The following is a 17938-nucleotide window of genomic DNA, read 5'->3' as shown; positions in this document are numbered from 1 at the left end:
TATATAAATTTCTAAAACTAGCTTTAAATAAAACAATCTCAATCATAGATTGTTTTATTTAAATACTTTACTTTCAAAAAAATAAAGGACTTAGAAACAAAACTCTAAGTCCTTTTATTTTATAAACTTTCTTATATTTAAAATACAATGCGCACTATTTATGCAACATATTCATACTTTTCTCTGTATTCTCTTATGGCATCATTCCAAGCTTCTTGTACTGTTACACCTCTTTTATTAGCAATTCTCTGTGCCAGTTCAATTATTTTCATAGCTCTTCTTGATATGTTCATATATATTCCTCCTACAAATTATTATATATTTCATATACATAGATTAAAGTTATATTTTTATACTATATAACTTTTCTATTATAATATTACAATTTCCATATGTATTATATATGAACTGTATTAGAAGATAATTAGAATTTTTGTAAAATTTGTATATATTCATATTTATACAACATTAACCTCATGAAAATCTTAAAATAACATGAAATATATGTTCTCATATATACTATAATGAGCATTTAGAAACTACAAAACACTTGAAGTTTTTAATTATCAGTATCCTATAAAAAAGCCATAACTAATATAACTACAATGGTTGTAGATTTTTATATAATATATAAATAATTATAGGAATTAAAACTATCTAATTAAAACAATGTCTGGTACATTAGCTTTGTGACCATAAACAATGCCATTACTAAAAATATTGGTTTTATCATTTTTGAACCATTTTTTATTGCAACTTTAGCACCCACATAGGCCCCTATTATCATCACTAATGCAAACAATACAGCAATTTTATAATATACTTGACCATTTATCATAAATAATAATAACGAAGTTACATTGCTTGTCAAGTTTAATATTTTTGTATTTGCTGAAGCATGCAAGAAATCATATCCATATATTTTTATAAATCCGAAAGTTAGAAATGTTCCTGTTCCAGGTCCAAAAAAACCATCATAAAATCCCATTATAAATGCCATAAGCATTCCTAATCTCAAATTTTTCTTATTAATACCTTCAAATCTATCTTCTTGACCTAAATTTTTAGAAACAAAAGTATAAATTGCCACTATTAAAATCATTAATACAACTAAAACATTTAGTATATTTTCATTTATTGATAATACACATTTTACTCCTAAAATACTACCTATAATAGTAAAAGGAACTAACTTTTTTAAAAGTTCATTATTAGTTTTGCCAGATTTTGCATATCTATAAGCACTACTTATACAACCTGCTGATGCTGCAAATTTATTTGTACCAATAGCAAGATGTATTGGTACTCCAATAGCCATAAGAACAGGCATACTGATAAGCCCACCTCCACCTGCTATAGAATCTACAAAAGCAGCTATAAAACCCCCTATACATAAAAAAGTAATTACAAACATAAAATTCCTCCATACATTCTATTTCAATCTCCTTTATAATATATACTCTATACAATTTCTTTTTAATTTTTATTGTCCAATATATTTTTTCTATATTCATTTGGAGTACTATTATTAAATTTTTTAAATATTTGTGAAAAATAACTGCTATTATTAAATCCTACTTTCTTACAAATATCTGCTATACTCATATTTCCATTTTTTAAATATTTTTTAGATTCTTCTATTCTAAGAATATTTATATACTCAGTTATTGAAATTTTATTCTTTTCATTAAAAATAGAACTTAAATAATTTGGACTTATAAAAAATACATCAGATATGCTATTTAAATTTATATTTTCTTTATAATGTTTTTGTATATATTCGTTTATCTTTTCAATTAAATTTACTTTATCTTTTCTCCAAGAGTCTCTATTAATATCAATACATTCTTTAGAAAATTCAAGTAATATATTCCATAAGTCTTCATCACTACTTACAAGTGATATTTTTTTAGTATATTTATTTTTTACATAATAAATAAGATTTAAATCTTCTAAATCTCTAAGTACTGTTCTAGATAATATGAGCGTCATCTCTTGAACAATACTCTTAATATTATTATGTATTTTCTTATTTACCTCTATTAATTTACAAATACCTTCTAAATTCATATTTTTAATTTCTTTCTCAAGAGAAAATTCTAATTCATAAGGATACTCTCCACCAGCAGTATTAAGTATACTAATTTCTATAGGGCTTATAATACATTTTTCTTCTAACAGCCTAGTATTAGCCTTTTTAAGTGCATCTTCAAGCCTTATATTGTCTTTTCTATTTTTTAATATTTCCTCATCCTTTATGCTAAGTTGGTTTTCAAAGAATTTTCTTTTCGCTATTTCCTGAATAAAATCAGTTACCATTAGTAAATTTTCTTTTAATACATATAATCTACTTTTAGGATTTAATGGAATTTCACTGTAAATTTTATTTATATATTTTGTATCTATATTTGAGTTATTTGATAATATAGACAACTTTTTATCTATATCAATAGATTTATATATTATAAAATTTCCACATTCTATATATCCAATTATATTTTCTTCTAATACTATAGGTATCTCTAGACTAGAAACATCATAATCACAATTATATATTTTAGTAAAATTGTCGTTATTTATATTTTTATTAAGTTTTCTATTACAGGTTCTTATATTTTTGCAAGTAACGCAAAATTTAACTTCTCCATTAGTTTCAAATATTTTTTCGTGTTTTGAATCATAAATAGATATTTTAAGCTTCAATATATTAGATATTTGATTTGCAATATTTTCAAGTATATTTATATTAACTAATTCTTGTATATTATTCTCAGAAAACATGATTGGTAATTGTTTTAAGCTCGAAAATTTATAGGGAACATAAGCGATTAATATTATCAAATCATTTTTACCAGTATTTATAATTTCATGTTCTGAATATGGTGGGCAATAGATTATTGATGATTTCTTTATATTAATCTTTCTACCATCAATTATTTGTATTCCTTCTCCTTGAATCACGTATAAAAGTTGTTCTTCACTTAAATGAAAATGTTTTTCTTGACAATTTCCTGGAAAAAATTTTACAACTCCAGCACTAAGTCTATTAGATTGTGTTTTTGATGGCTCATGTATCCATGTAACTTCTCCCCAATTAAATTTTTGCACTTCATATTTACTCGACTCACTAAAATACTCCATAAGCTCACCTCTTAGTTTTTGTCTAAATATTTTTTTATTCTTTCAAATGTCTCATTACTTATCACATGCTCTATTCTACATGCATCTTTTTCAGCTATATTGAATGAAACTCCCAATGTATTTATTAGAAATCTAGTAATTAAAATATGTTTTTCATAAATTTCTTCTGCTTTTTTTCTACCATTCTCAGTTAAAATAATTTCACCATCAAGCATCATTATAATAAGACCACTTTCTTTTAAAATCCCTACAGCTCTACTTACACTTGCTTTACTATAATTTAATTCTTTTGCTATATCAATAGACTTTACAACTCCATTTTTCTTCTCCAAAATCAATATTGTCTCTAAATAATTTTCTCTTGATTCATACATTTCTACTTCCCCCAAGCAATAACAATTCAATTCTAATATTTTTATCATACTAATTAAAAAAGTATAACTGTATGTTTTAACATCATAATCTAGATTGTTCATATATAATAAAAAAATACTCACTTTTACACTTATAAGTATTTTTATCACTTACATTAATATATCTTATCATAATTTTCTTTTTTATTACATAGAGAAATATCATATAAAATAAAACCCATTTTAGATTTTGATATATAATGTAAAAATCATTAAAAACGAGACTTTACATAAATAAATAGACAACATAGTTGAAAAACCTTCATAAAATCAGGTATAAATGACAGGAATACTAATTCATTTTCTACACACTATTTTAATTATTATCAACCCATTAATTCTAAGAAGTTAATATCAAAAACTAGTATCCTTTTTCTATATTTACTTATCCTCAATAGAAATAGTTATAAAAAGAGCACAAGAAATTATTTCTTAACTGCCTTTTTTTCATTTAGATAAGCTACTTTTTCATCTATTTGCTCCATACAATGTTCCAACACATGTATTTTATTTTGAATATTCTGTTTATATTGCTCAAATAGGCAAATTCTTTTATCTATTGTGTCATCTCCCATATCACAGAAATGAAAACATTCATATATATTCTTTATAGATAAACCTGACTTTTTAAGTTCTGTAATAAATATCAAGCGTTCTACATCCTTTTCTGAAAAGTAACGAACACCGCTTGGTTTTCTATTGATGGGAAGTAGTAAACCTTTTTCTTCATAAAAACGGATTGCTGATGGAGAAATTTCAGTTATTTTTGATACCTCAGTCATGGAATATTGCATGTTCTTTACCTCCCTAAACTTTTAAATGAATAATAACATTATAAAAATTCCTTTCATAATAGTCAATCAGTATTCAATAAAAAATATTGACTTCAAGTTAGGTTGAAGTTGTATAGTTTGAAGTGTAAAAATCAATTTGTAAAAGAAAGGATGATATAAATGGTAAAATATGCAACTATGATTAAAGAAAATTTAAATGCAGGAAAAGTACTTTGTGGGATTGCAGTTTCACTGTCTGATTCAGCTGTAAGTGAATTAGTAGGATTATCTGGATATGATTTTGTATGGATTGAGGGAGAACATGGAGCTTTAGACCGTAAAGACATTCAGCAACATATGATAGCAGCACATGCTGGTGGTGCTGCTTCTTTGGTTAGATTGGGAAATAGTGACCCTACTCTTGTTAGATCTATAATGAATATGGGAACAGATATTATAGGCTTTCCATTTATTAATACAGTACAAGACGCACAAAAAGCAGTATCAGTTTGTACCTATCCACCAAAAGGCATAAGAGGATGCAACCCTCAACGTGCTTCGTATTATGGACGTATGAATTATTTAAACTATATTAAAAATGCAGATAAAGAAACATTGAAAATGATGTTAATTGAACAAAAATCAGGCTATGACAATCTTGAAGAGATAGTACAGGTTGATGGTTATATTTCTTTTACAATAAATGGAGCACATTATTACTCCTTTTCCTTACATTTTTCTACAACACTTATTAAAACTTTCATAAGATTAAATAGCTCAGATTATTCAGTTTATACTTAATAAACATACTGCCAGATAACAAATAAAAAATCGTTATCTGGCAGTACTGAATGTATATTGAAGTCAAAATATTAAATATTTTATCTTTTATAAAATATTCATTACATATATCATGCTATTAATATTTTTTAGTGTTATGTATACTAATATTATCATTAGTTTTTAAAAATTAGCTTTTTATAGCATACAAATTTATTCAGCCAACATTTTACCTAATTCAATACAATTAGCCTCTGCCTCTCCATCTGGATCTTCCATTGCTGTGATTCCTTCACCACCTATAATTGTAGCACCAGCATTTTGCATACGTTCTTCCCAATCTCTCATCCATTCACAATTTCCCCAACCATATGAACCAAATAATCCAATCTGTTTACCTGATACCATTGCTTCTAATTCTGATACAAATGGTTCCATATAACCTTCTTCCAATTGTTCTGCTCCCATAGATGGGCAACCTAGTGCAAATTTATTTTCTCCTTTTAAATCGCTTGGTTTCAATAAACTTACATCTAAAACCTCTGCTATTTTACCTTTTGACTTTACACCTTCAGCTACAAAATTTGCCATTTTTTCAGTATTTCCTGTTCCACTCCAATAAACAATATATATTTTATTCATTTTTACCTCCTACGATATTTTTAATCATTCTTTTAGTTAGCTATAGCTAACTAGAATTTAAAAAATAAAAGATTTCTTTATTTGAAATCTCTTTATTTTTTCTAAATATATAATATCATGCACAGTTTTAAAAATCAATACTTATTGATAATATTTCTCATTAAATAATTTTTATCATTTATTCGTAAATATATAGTCCTTATCTTTCATTAGCAAACAAAGATTATCTTTTAGTATTTCCCTTGTATTTATAAAGGTTTAAATATAAGTAACCATTTCCTTGTTCTGTTCTAGGCAAACCAAGTGCTCTTGTACACTTTATCAACTGTGCATACAACTCAGCTTCATCAAAATTTCGTTCAAACTCTTCTCTTGCCCACTCTTTAATCAATGCCATTGAACCTGTTACATAGGGTGCACTCATACTAGTACCACTCATAATAGCAAGTTTATTATCCATATAAGTGGATAAAATATTTCTTCCTGGTGCAACTAAATCTATTGTACTATTTGAATTGCTAAATTTCTCAACTAAATAATTTTCATTTATTGCACCTACTTCTATTACTTCAGGATAACTTGCTGGATAACTATATTCACTTGTACTAGAATCCCCATCTCCATTATTACCAGCTGCACAGACTACAGGAATATTATTTTTTACTGCTTGTAAAACAGCATTTTTTAGATTTTTATCATCTTTATTCCCTCCTAGAGACATAGATATAATATCTACCTTACTACTTACAGCAAAGTTGATAGCATTAATTATACTCTGATATGTCCCAATACCATCTTTATTTAATGCTTTTGCTATTAATAATTTACAATCTGGTGCTACTCCCATAACTTCATTATTATAATTAGATGCTGCTATAATGCCTGCTACATGTGTTCCATGTCCATTAAAATCCTCATATATATTTTTATTTCCATTACTATCATCACTGAAATTTGCACCTCCAATGATTTTTCCTTTTAATAGAGGGTGAGATGTATCACAACCTGTATCTATTATACCAACTACAACATTTTTACCAGTGTAACCCTCTTCCCACATTCCTTTAGCATTCATTTGTTTTATACCATATGGAAATTTATTCTTTGTTCCTCTTAGATTTTCATTTATCTCATATGGAATTAACTTCATTTTTTTATTCATAATGTATCCCCCTAAAAATTTTATTGCATATAAAAAATTATAAACAAGTTAAAGTTATAAACTATAAATTAATAATTTAATTTATAGTTACATGCTTATACTCATCTATTTATATTTATGATATGTTTTTTATTTTTAGGAGTCATATTTTATTGTCTACAAAATAAAATTTATATGTTATATCAAACTAAAGATTTGCTTACATATACAGATTTACTTTTATAGATAATTTACCTTTTTGTAGGACATAAAATATTTTATACATTTAAAACAATAAAATAGGATATCTTATTTATAGTAAAAACTTTTTAAGATATCCTGTTAATATTTAATATTCTCTACTTTTTTAATATATTTACTATTTCAAAACTGCCCCTGTATTTGCTGATGTAACCAGCTTAGCATATCTACTTAAATATCCATGCTTTATTTTTGGTTCTAAAGGCTTAAATTTTGATTTTCTATTTTCTATTTCTACTTCACTTACTTTTAGTTCTAATTTTTTATCTAGTATATTTATAGAAATTATATCTCCTTCTTCAACTATTCCTATTAAACCACCTTCCATAGCTTCTGGAGAAATATGTCCTATAGATGCCCCTCTGGTAGCTCCTGAAAAACGCCCATCAGTAAGAAGTGCTACATGCTTATCAAGCCCCATTCCCGCAACTGCTGATGTGGGAGATAACATTTCTTTCATTCCTGGCCCTCCTTTTGGACCTTCATATCTTATAACTATAACATCACCTTTGTTTATTTTTTTGTCAAATATAGCACTAACAGCTTCTTCTTCTGAATTAAAAACTCTTGCTGGACCTTCATGAATCAACATTTCCTCTGCTACTGCTGATTTTTTTACAACTGCTCCATTTACAGCAAGATTACCTCTTAAAATTGATAGGCCACCTTGACTGCTATATGTATTTTCTAATGTATGTATTACTTCTTCATTCTTTATCTCACAATTTTTTATGTTTTCTCCTATAGACTCGCCTGTTACTGTTTTACAATCTAAATTTATTCCTTTTATCTTTGAAAGTTCATTCATTATAGCTGGTATTCCTCCTGCCATATGTAAATCTTCGATATGATGCTTACCACTTGGACTTAATTTTGTTAAACAAGGAGTTTTTTCACTTATTTCATCAAATAAATCTAAATTAAGTTCTATTCCTGCTTCATAGGCTATTGCAGGTAAATGAAGCACTGTATTTGTAGAACCAGCCATTGCCATATCTACAGTTATTGCATTTTTAAAAGCGTCTATTGTCAAAATATCTCTGGGCTTTATATTATTCTTAAGAAGTTCCATAACATACATACCTGCATATTTTGCTATTCTTTTTCTTTCTCCTGAATGTGAAGCAGCAGTACCATTATATGGAATACCCATACCTAGTGCCTCTGTTAAACAATTCATACTATTAGCTGTAAAAAGCCCAGAACATGAACCACAGCCAGGACAAGAATTCATTGCCAACACTTCTAGTTCTTCTTCACTCATTGTCCCATCCTTACAAGCTCCAACACCTTCCATTGCAGAGTTAAAGTCATATACTTTTCCATTTGCTTTTCCTGGAAGCATAGGACCTCCACTTACAACAACACTTGGTATATTAAGTCTTGCAGCCGCCATTAACATTCCTGGGACTATTTTATCACAATTAGGTATAAGTACTAAAGCATCAAAACCATGTGCCATTGCCATTGCCTCTATAGAATCGGCTATTAATTCTCTTGAAGCAAGTGAATAATTCATTCCAACATGCCCCATAGCTATACCATCACAAACTCCTATAGCCGGAAATTCTAATGGTAATCCACCACTCATTCTCACTCCATTTTTTGCTGCTTCTGCTATTTCATCAAGATGAAGATGACCAGGAATCACTTCATTTTGTGCATTTACTATACCTATTAATGGTCTTTCAATTTCTTCTCTAGTAAGACCCATTCCATACATTAATGCTCTCTTTGGAGCTCCCTCTATTCCTTTTTTTATATCGCTTCTCATTGTATTACCTCTTTCTTATATTTTAAAAATTTTCATAATATTATTATAATATATTTTTATATCAATTAATTACAAAAAACCCAAAAAATATTAAAAGATATTAATATAAAAATATTACTATTTTATATTAATATCTTACACAAATAAATTAAATAGTTATTCTCTCTTAGATATACTAGTTGGAGAAATCTTTTTTGCCAATATTAAAGATGTTATTATTAATAAAAACAACAACACTATAGAAATTATAAAAGAAGGATTAGTGATATCAATAGCTTTATCTCCTATATTTAAGAACACTAATGTTCCTGGTAAAATACCAATAAGTGTTGCAAACATATAGCTACTAAATCTTATATTAGTAAGCCCTGCTCCATAGTTTATCAGATTATATGGAGTAATTGGTATCAATCTTAATACAAATATAATAAAAAATCCTCTCTTCTCATCTGCCTCCATAAAAAGTTTCCATAAAGATGGTGATAATTTATTTTTTAAAAACTTAGTTATGGCATCCTTAGCTAATACCTTTGCCATCATAAACATAATTGCACTATTAACACCTGCACCTATTATCGTATAAAGTGTCCCTTTCCACAATCCAAATGCTAATCCTCCAGCCAATGCTAATACTGGAACTGGAAAAAAAGTAATTGGCAAAATTGAGAAAATCAATATATATACAAAGGGTGCATAGTTTCCATATGATTGCACATATTGACGTATTTGCTCTGCTGTAATACCCCTAAAAAATGCATAATAAATGAGTATAAAAATAACAATGATAAGTGCTGTAACAATTCCTTTCAAATTCCTTTTTATAATAAATATCATCCTTTCTATGTGTATTTATTGTATATCTCTATTATTTATCTTCTTTTTTAAGTTTCAATAAATAACCCTTTATTTATATTCTATCTAAATAACTTCTTCATGACTTTTTAAAATTTCATCAAAGTTAATAATCCTACATCAAAAATTAAAATAAGATTTTTAATATTAGTTAATTCAGATTCTATATGATTTAGACTTATTAGATGAAAGTTAATAGTAATCACTTCTTATGATATTATCTCTTTATCAGATTTTCAAGTTTCAATAATATCATTATAATACATTTTTATATTAACTAATTACAAAAAATCTAAAAGATATCAATAAATTACACAATTAAACTAAATAATTATTTTTTATTGTATTCTTTAGAAAATTTTTTTAATAAGATGGAAGATAGTATTATTTATAGAAAATATGAGCTTTATTATTTCATGCATTAATAAATATTGATTTTTTAATAAATAAAAAACATTCCCATAAAGAGAATGTTTTTAGGTACATAAGTATATTAGAAATACACTGCTATTTGCATTCTATCAACAATATTTTTTGGAGAATATAAGTCTAAAATATCTTCATATATTCATATATAAATCCATAAACCTTCATAAAATAATTATTTTCTAAAATCCCATATTTTTAACTGCATATCACATAATAGCATAGTTTTGTAAAGTTGAACTATTATACATATCTTATCTAATAAAGCACACTCCAAAAATACTCATAACCTTAATTGTAACAATTTTCTCGCAACCTCATCTACTTCTGAAGTATTTTCCCATTTTGTTGGTTTTTCTGCAATTCTCTTTATAAAAGGTATAATTGGTTCAAGTTTTTTATCTGTGAACATTGGTAATAGACATACGATTATCCAATATTTCCAATCATCATCTTTTTCCTCTGGGATAAGAATATCTATTATCAGTGGAGTAATAATTTCTTGATGTAATGCCAATACAGGTAATATATCTTTTGCAACAGGCCAATTGTAATCTTGTATCCATTCTAAAAGCCTAAGGCAAATAGGTTTTATCTCTTCATCAGATAATAACTTTAATTTTTCAATATTACAGTTATCAAACTTATCTTTTGGAAGCAGTTCTTCGACATTTTTCATAATCTATTTCTCCAGTCTAACACACAATAATTGCCTTATCTTCAAGATAAACAAAAATCGTTTATGTTTAGATTCTAATATCTACATTTACAAATGTCAAACAAATTATAACTTAATATACTTGTATATAAGTACTAATTTTAAGTTAATCAAATATAATATTTGAAACTTTATCCCAGTTAGTCGCTCTCGAATTATATTCAGGGTGTGATAATTTTACTACATGAGTTGAATTATTATAATTATAATAAATTGTAGTAGTACCATCAATTTGATTCCTCTTGTATCCTTGATAGCTAGCATTATTTGGCACTTTTTTTTCAATAAAACTATATGCAGATGAAGCATCAAGTATTTTTACTTTATTAGGAAACATTAACATAAAAAAAGTTATAAGAGCAAAAATACATATACATGTAATACTATACCATTTAATCCATTTCATACAATTCCTCCTATTTTACCAATATATACTATTATTATTTCCATATATTTATAATATTTATACATATGATAAAATTTTTAAATACTTACATATTAAGTGTAGAAGATTCAATTTTCTAAGTCTTATAAGGATACATAGTTTATTTTTATAAGTTAATAAATTTTTAAGGTTTTATTAAAGAAAAGTTTATTTTTAAAGATTACAATAAAGATAGTATTTATAAGGTCAAAAATATAAATTTTGGAGGGAGATAAATTAAAATTATGTGTACACTTTATCCGTTATTTTGTGCAATATTACCTTGTTTAATATACCAAATAATTGTTATAAGAAGAGTAAATTTAAAAGAAAAAAGGAATTTAGTAACACATCTAATATGGGTCTATGTTTTTTTGTTTTATATTTACTTAGCACTTAGCAAAGCAGGTATTGGAAGTATATGGGATATAGGTAGATATGGTGAAATTATTAGACTAGATGAAATAAATTTAATTCCATTTAGTTCAAGTGGTGCTTTAACCTACATTCTAAATATCATCATGTTTATACCTTTAGGATTTTTACTTCCTTTGATTTGGAAAAGATTTAGAAATTTTATTAGCATATTATGTACTGGACTAAGCTTTTCATTGGCAATTGAGATTTGTCAATTATTTAATCATAGAACCACAGATATTGATGATTTGATGATGAATACTCTAGGTGCTATTTTGGGATACTTCATATGGATATGTATAGATAATTTATTTAATTATATAAGTAAAAAGACTATCTTTGCACATCGATATGAACAGATTCTTCAAGATGAAATTGCTGTTGAAGCTGATGATGATACAAATAGAAAAACTATTAACCTCCCTAAAAATGAAGCTATTATGTACTTAATATTAGCTGTTTTAGGAGAATTTCTATTGTATAATTTTTATATCACTTATTAGATAATTTAATGTATCTATTAGCTTTACATTTTATCTTAATATTTATGTACAAATAAAATACCCATTCTTACTACCTTAAGAACAGGGTATTTTATTCTTTAATATATTTAACAATAACTTTTTATCTTATTGATAATACCTATTTTCACTTTTCTGCTTGATTATAGCAAAAACAATATTTAAAATAAATTTTAATTATAATCACTTTCAACAAAATTATTAGAATAATTTTCAAATCTGAATAGCCTAATATAATAACCTTACTTAATTGGCATTTGAAATATTCGATTTACATTACATCTAACTTTATTAGCAGTTATATAATCATATTCAGTGCCATTCTCAATAAAATTTTGTATCTTATCTAATACTTGTATTGCTCTCTCTTTACTTTCATAACATCCTATCTTCCTAGTATTATACATATCTTCAAATGTTACATATATTTGATTATCATTTATTTCAATTTTACTAACTTTCATTAAATTAGTTTTATCCTGGCTTCTAATTATTATCATTTCAAATTCTCCAATATATTTAATTTATTTTTAAGTCATTTCCTTGTTATATACTATTTTGACATAATTAAAACTTTTACCATTACATATTTATATACCATCTTTCTCTTTTGAGAGTTTCTTTAATCCTAAAAGCCTTGCTAATTAGTTCTCTTTTTTATTTCCATAATAAATCATTTGTTGATTATTCCAACATCATTATACAATCTATTTCACTTAGTAAAACTTATCCTTACCACCCTTTCTATATCGATTTATACATTTGGTAATTGTATTAATAAAAATTTTTATTCAAATCATTTGTATATTAAATCATCTATATCAAAACACAATATTTTACAACATATATATCTCTTTTCTATAAACTTATTTTTATATTTTCTTCAAATAAATGTATTATAGGATTTATTTTTAATATTTTCATTATTTTTTTAATAGCATCATTTTTAATTTTGATTTGTTTCCATTCAACATATCACCTCTCCATAAATTACCATTTGTATAATTTATATTATATATATACAAACGGTAATTATCAATCTTTTTTCTTATCTTTTTTCTTTTTTTATATATTTTTGGTAATTTTATTTTACTTTTCAGCAAAATAACTTATAATTTCGGTAAGGAGTGATGTACATATGGAAAGTTTAGGAGATAGAATAGCAAAGCTAAGAAAAGAGTTGAATATAAATCAAAAGGAACTTGCTACTAAAGTTGGTATAACTGAAGCTAGTTTATCACGTTATGAAAATAATCTGCGAGAACCTAAAAGTGAAATAATAGTAAGATTAGCAAAATCACTGAAGACATCTACAGATTATTTATTAGGTATAAATGAAAATACAAAAATAAATAGAGAAGACAAATTAATAATAGAAAGTTTATCAGTTAGTGAAAAAACAAAGCAGCTTTTAGAAAAGATATATTCACTTGAAGAAGAAGATAGAGAGGCTATAGAAAAAATGATTGATAATGCTTATATAAAGAGATTTTTAAAAGAAGAGAATTAGTTCTCTTCTTTTACTTTTTCCAATATTTCTAATAACATTTCATAAAAATCAATATCTACACTCAATAAAAAATCTAATTTAATTCCTGTGTCTTTAATTTTTTCCTTTCTTATAATAGTAGTATTTGATTTTTCCACATACACCATCCCCCAGCGAACCTATGTTCTTAATTTTATTCAAAGATTCCCAACAAATTTTAATAAAAATTATGTAATTATGATTTTTTCATTTCATAAAATATTTTTCTCTTATCCAAAATTTTCTTGGATAATTATCTTAACTATATAATAATACTTTTATTCTACAGATGCAATAAAAAACTCGTAATTATAACAAAAAAATCTATTATTGTAGAATTTTGTATATTTTTTATGTTTTTATATATTTTTTAAGATAATTCTTATTATAAAATTTTGTATAAATATATAAATTTTTATGTTTATTTAATCTACTTTTTAGTACTTGATAAAGTATAAAAAATACTGATAATTATAGTTTACTAACTATCATTATCAGTATTTTTTTACCATTTATAAACATAATTAAAATCCACTTTCTAAAGAGGCTAGATTTGCCTGACTACACTTCAAATTTTTCTCACAAAATACTATTTATCTTTTATTTATGTTATTCACTTTATATTTGTGTAGTAAAATTTATTTAGCTTTAAACTATTTTTATTATTGAGAGTTTAAGTTTTCATAACTTAATTATTGGAACTTAATTATTAATGAAAATAAAGTTAATTTTCATTATAAGTATTATCTTTTCAATATGTACTTACTATATAATTCTATTATTTATTTTCACTTTCCAGTTTTAATAAATAATCCTTTGTTTTTATTCCGCCCAAATAACCTCTTAAACTTCCATTAGAACCAATAAGCCTATGGCAAGGTATAAAAATAGAAATAGGATTTTTACTATTGGCCAACCCCACTGCTCTATATGATTTAGGTCTATTGATTGTATTCGCTAATTCTAGATAAGTTCTTGTTTCTCCATATGGAATTTTACAAAGTTCACTCCACACTTGTTTACTAAACTCACTTCCTGATGGATGTAATGGTAAATCAAATTTTTTTCTATCACCATTTAGATATTCACTTAGTTGTTTATTTGCATCTTTTATAATTTTAGTCTCTTTAACTGTATATTTTTCACAAGATAATTCTTGTATCCCAAAGAATAAATCTGTAATGTAATTATTTTCTTCTGATATTCCTATTTTCCCAATTTTAGTTTCATAGTAAAATATATTTTTCATTGAGCACTATATCCTTCCATATTTATTTTTATCTTCAGTTATGATTAATAGTTTTACTTATTTATATCATATATTTTATCAACTTTTAATAAAAAAACCTTACTCTGTTTAAAAATATTTGTTTTATATAAAATCAATTAATAACCCTATATTATATAAATAATAAAACTAATTATATCTTCCTTATTAAAACCATAAATATATAAATTAATTAACATTAATGAACAAGAAAGTCAGTAGAGCATGATGTATCAAACCACACATTTTGCTCTACTGACTTTTATTACTTAACTAAAACTTCAATATTTTCATCTTGACCATCTATAACTATAGTACATCCATTATATATCTCTCCAGCAATAAGTTTTCTTGCAATTATAGTTTCTAATGTATTTCCTATATATCTCTTAAGAGGTCTTGCACCATACACAGGGTCATAACCTTCTCTCACCATTACATCTTTAGCTGAATCTGTAACCTCAATAGAAATATCTTTTTCTTTTAATCTATTTTTTAAATCTTCCATAAATATGTCTATAATTTTCTTGATATTATCTTGGTCTAAAGGTTTAAACATTATAATATCATCTACTCTATTTAGAAATTCAGGTTTAAATCTATGCTTCATCTCATTCATTACAAGACTGTTAGTAGTATCTGTTATATTTCCACCTGCTTCTAATAAATAATTACTTCCTATATTAGAGGTCATTATTATAAGAGTATTTTTGAAGTCTACAGTCTTACCTTTATTATCAGTAAGTCTACCATCATCTAATATTTGTAAAAACATATTAAATACATCTTCATGTGCTTTTTCTATCTCATCAAATAATATTACAGAATAAGGTGCACGTCTAACTGCTTCTGTAAGTTGTCCGCCCTCCTCATATCCTACATATCCTGGAGGAGGTCCTACTAATCTTGATACAGCATGTTTTTCCATATATTCAGACATGTCAATTCTAATTATATTGTCTTCACTATCAAATAAATTTCTAGCAAGAGTTTTTGCAAGTTCAGTTTTTCCAACTCCTGTAGGCCCTAAGAATATAAATGAACCAATTGGTTTTCTTTCATCTTTTAGGCCAGCTCTTGCACGTATTACTGCATTTGAAACTGCTGTAACAGCTTCATTCTGTCCAATAACTCTCTCATGAAGTTCATCTTCTAGCTTAAGTAGCTTTTCTCTTTCACCTTCGACTAATTTAGTTACTGGTATACCTGTCCACTTTGATACAATATTAGATATTTCTTCTTCTGTAACTTCTTCTTTTAAAAGTGAGTTTTCAGAACCATCATTCATACTTTCTTCATATTTCTTTATTTGCTCTTCTAATTTAGGTATTTCACCATATTTAACCTCTGCTGCTTTGTTAAAATCATATTCTCTTTCGTACTTTTCAGCTTTTCCTTTAGCTTCATCTAATTGAGATTTTAAATTTTTGATATCTAGTATTTGACTCTTCTCTTTTTCATATTTAGCAGTCATTTCATCATTTTTAGATTTTAACTCTGCTATTTCCTTTTGAATATCTTCTAATCTTGTCTTACTCTTATCATCATTTTCTTTAAGCAAAGCTTCTCTCTCAGTTTCTAGTGTAAATAATTTTCTTCTAACCACATCTAATTCTGTTGGCAATGAATCTATTTCACTACGAATCATAGCTCCAGCTTCATCTATTAAATCTATTGCTTTATCTGGTAAAAATCTATCTTGTATATATCTATGAGAAAGTTTTGCTGCTGCTACAATAGCATTATCATGAATTCTTACTCCATGATGTATCTCAAATCTTTCTTTAAGTCCTCTAAGTATAGATATTGTATCTTCAACAGTAGGTTCTTCTGCAATTACAGGTTGGAAACGTCTTTCAAGGGCTTTATCTTTTTCTATATATTTTCTGTACTCATCAAAAGTAGTTGCACCAATACAATTTAACTCTCCTCTTGCAAGCATAGGCTTAATCAGGTTACCTGCATCCATTGAGCCTTCTGTTTTACCAGCACCAACTATAGTATGAATCTCATCTATAAATAGAATGATTTTTCCATCAGAACTTTGAACTTCTTTTAAGACAGCCTTTAATCTTTCTTCAAATTCTCCTCTATATTTTGCACCAGCAATCAATGCGCCCATATCAAGAGAAAATACTATTTTATCTTTTAATCCTTCTGGTACATCTCCTCTTACTATTCTCTCTGCTAAGCCTTCAACTATCGCAGTTTTACCTACACCTGGCTCACCAATTAATACAGGGTTATTTTTTGTTCTTCTTGATAAAATTCTTATAATTCTTCTTATTTCTTCATCTCTTCCAATTACAGGATCTAATTTATTTTTTTTAGCTAAATCTACTAAATTTGTTCCATATCTAGCAAGTGCATCATATGTTCCTTCTGGGTCTTGTGTTTCTACCCTTTGACTACCTCTAACTTGTGATAAAACATTTAAAAAATCATTTTTATTTATATTATATTGTTTCAATATTTTACCAACAACTGATTTTGATTCTGTTTCCATCATTGCAAGCATAACATGTTCAACACTTATATATGAATCTTTAAATTCTTTAGAAATACTTTCTGCTTTTATAAGTACTTCATTTATTTTTCTAGTAGCTGACACTCCTTGTGAATCTGCTCCTTCTCCATATACTTTTGGAAGTTTATCCATTTCAAAGTTTACAGTATTTCTTAAAGAATCTATTGATATATTCATCTTTTCTACTATATTTGGTATTAATCCATCTTCTTGATTAATAAGTGCTGAAAAAAGATGAATTACATCTACTTGTTGGTTATGATTTTTTACTGCTTCATTATAAGCCTCATTTAAACTTTTTTGAACTCTTAAAGTCATTTTTTCTACGTCCAT

General features: G+C 26.2%; 18 protein-coding genes. 3 read left to right on the top strand and 15 right to left on the bottom strand.

What is annotated here, in order from left to right; all coding sequences use genetic code 11:
• Nucleotides 1-158: 158 nt before the first annotated feature.
• From IC175_RS19335 to IC175_RS01225, 5 genes are all read right to left on the bottom strand, one after another.
• Nucleotides 159-293, bottom strand: a complete 135-nt coding sequence (locus tag IC175_RS19335) for a hypothetical protein (protein WP_255612865.1) — start codon at nt 291-293, stop codon at nt 159-161.
• Nucleotides 294-661: 368 nt separating this feature from the next.
• Nucleotides 662-1414, bottom strand: coding sequence for a sulfite exporter TauE/SafE family protein (locus IC175_RS01240; protein ID WP_227435094.1), 753 nt, complete (start codon nt 1412-1414; stop codon nt 662-664).
• Between the two features lie 62 nt (nt 1415-1476).
• Nucleotides 1477-3141 carry a helix-turn-helix domain-containing protein gene (locus tag IC175_RS01235; RefSeq protein ID WP_227851007.1) on the bottom strand — a complete coding sequence of 555 codons (1665 nt, stop codon included), beginning with the start codon at nt 3139-3141 and terminating at the stop codon, nt 1477-1479.
• Nucleotides 3142-3152: 11 nt separating this feature from the next.
• Nucleotides 3153-3515, bottom strand: a complete 363-nt coding sequence (locus tag IC175_RS01230; protein WP_227482615.1) for a metal-dependent transcriptional regulator — start codon at nt 3513-3515, stop codon at nt 3153-3155.
• Between the two features lie 464 nt (nt 3516-3979).
• Nucleotides 3980-4348: a MerR family transcriptional regulator gene (locus tag IC175_RS01225; protein ID WP_227823971.1), complete on the bottom strand. Its 369-nt coding sequence runs from the start codon at nt 4346-4348 to the stop codon at nt 3980-3982.
• 159 nt (nt 4349-4507) lie between these two features.
• Between IC175_RS01225 and IC175_RS01220 the strand changes: the two genes are divergently transcribed.
• A complete protein-coding gene (locus IC175_RS01220) occupies nt 4508-5128 on the top strand; it encodes an aldolase/citrate lyase family protein (protein WP_227851006.1) in 621 nt (206 codons plus the stop codon).
• A 192-nt stretch (nt 5129-5320) separates the two neighbouring features.
• On the opposite strand, the gene IC175_RS01215 is transcribed toward IC175_RS01220, so the two are convergent.
• The 6 genes from IC175_RS01215 to IC175_RS01190 all read right to left on the bottom strand — a co-directional run bounded on the left by IC175_RS01215 (nt 5321) and on the right by IC175_RS01190 (nt 11327).
• The gene (locus tag IC175_RS01215; RefSeq protein ID WP_227435085.1) at nt 5321-5749 is read right to left on the bottom strand and encodes a flavodoxin; all 429 of its coding nucleotides are present in this window, start codon (nt 5747-5749) and stop codon (nt 5321-5323) included.
• Nucleotides 5750-5972: 223 nt separating this feature from the next.
• A complete protein-coding gene (locus IC175_RS01210) occupies nt 5973-6911 on the bottom strand; it encodes a S8 family peptidase (RefSeq protein ID WP_227435084.1) in 939 nt (312 codons plus the stop codon).
• A 358-nt stretch (nt 6912-7269) separates the two neighbouring features.
• Nucleotides 7270-8925, bottom strand: coding sequence for a dihydroxy-acid dehydratase (ilvD, locus tag IC175_RS01205; RefSeq protein ID WP_227851005.1), 1656 nt, complete (start codon nt 8923-8925; stop codon nt 7270-7272).
• Between the two features lie 156 nt (nt 8926-9081).
• Complete coding sequence (locus tag IC175_RS01200; protein WP_227482611.1) at nt 9082-9735, bottom strand: TVP38/TMEM64 family protein; 654 nt, start codon at nt 9733-9735, stop codon at nt 9082-9084.
• A 751-nt stretch (nt 9736-10486) separates the two neighbouring features.
• Entirely contained in the window at nt 10487-10882 is a 396-nt protein-coding gene (locus IC175_RS01195; protein WP_227830579.1) for a DUF5071 domain-containing protein, read from the bottom strand.
• 145 nt (nt 10883-11027) lie between these two features.
• Nucleotides 11028-11327, bottom strand: a complete 300-nt coding sequence (locus IC175_RS01190; RefSeq protein WP_227834313.1) for a hypothetical protein — start codon at nt 11325-11327, stop codon at nt 11028-11030.
• 263 nt (nt 11328-11590) lie between these two features.
• Here IC175_RS01190 and IC175_RS01185 point away from each other — a divergent pair, with 263 nt between their 5' ends.
• Complete coding sequence (locus IC175_RS01185; RefSeq protein ID WP_227851004.1) at nt 11591-12265, top strand: VanZ family protein; 675 nt, start codon at nt 11591-11593, stop codon at nt 12263-12265.
• Between the two features lie 260 nt (nt 12266-12525).
• Here IC175_RS01185 and IC175_RS01180 read toward each other — a convergent pair whose 3' ends face one another.
• Nucleotides 12526-12783, bottom strand: coding sequence for a hypothetical protein (locus IC175_RS01180; protein WP_227435074.1), 258 nt, complete (start codon nt 12781-12783; stop codon nt 12526-12528).
• Nucleotides 12784-13421: 638 nt separating this feature from the next.
• Here IC175_RS01180 and IC175_RS01175 point away from each other — a divergent pair.
• Nucleotides 13422-13793 (top strand): helix-turn-helix domain-containing protein, encoded by a 372-nt coding sequence (locus IC175_RS01175; RefSeq protein WP_227435072.1) that lies wholly within the window; start codon nt 13422-13424, stop codon nt 13791-13793.
• Here IC175_RS01175 and IC175_RS01170 read toward each other — a convergent pair.
• From IC175_RS01170 to clpB, 3 genes are all read right to left on the bottom strand, one after another.
• Nucleotides 13790-13930, bottom strand: coding sequence for a hypothetical protein (locus IC175_RS01170; protein WP_227835512.1), 141 nt, complete (start codon nt 13928-13930; stop codon nt 13790-13792). The two genes, IC175_RS01175 and IC175_RS01170, sit on opposite strands and share 4 nt — an antisense overlap.
• Nucleotides 13931-14589: 659 nt before the next feature.
• Nucleotides 14590-15060 carry a methylated-DNA--[protein]-cysteine S-methyltransferase gene (locus IC175_RS01165; protein ID WP_227435071.1) on the bottom strand — a complete coding sequence of 157 codons (471 nt, stop codon included), beginning with the start codon at nt 15058-15060 and terminating at the stop codon, nt 14590-14592.
• Nucleotides 15061-15343: 283 nt separating this feature from the next.
• On the bottom strand, nt 15344-17938 hold the full coding sequence (gene clpB, locus IC175_RS01160) for an ATP-dependent chaperone ClpB (protein ID WP_227830582.1): 2595 nt from the start codon (nt 17936-17938) through the stop codon (nt 15344-15346).

It is taken from the genome of Clostridioides sp. ES-S-0123-01 (assembly GCF_020658415.1).
In the GTDB taxonomy this organism is placed as follows: domain Bacteria; phylum Bacillota; class Clostridia; order Peptostreptococcales; family Peptostreptococcaceae; genus Clostridioides.
This window is presented reverse-complemented; position numbering and strand designations above follow the sequence as displayed.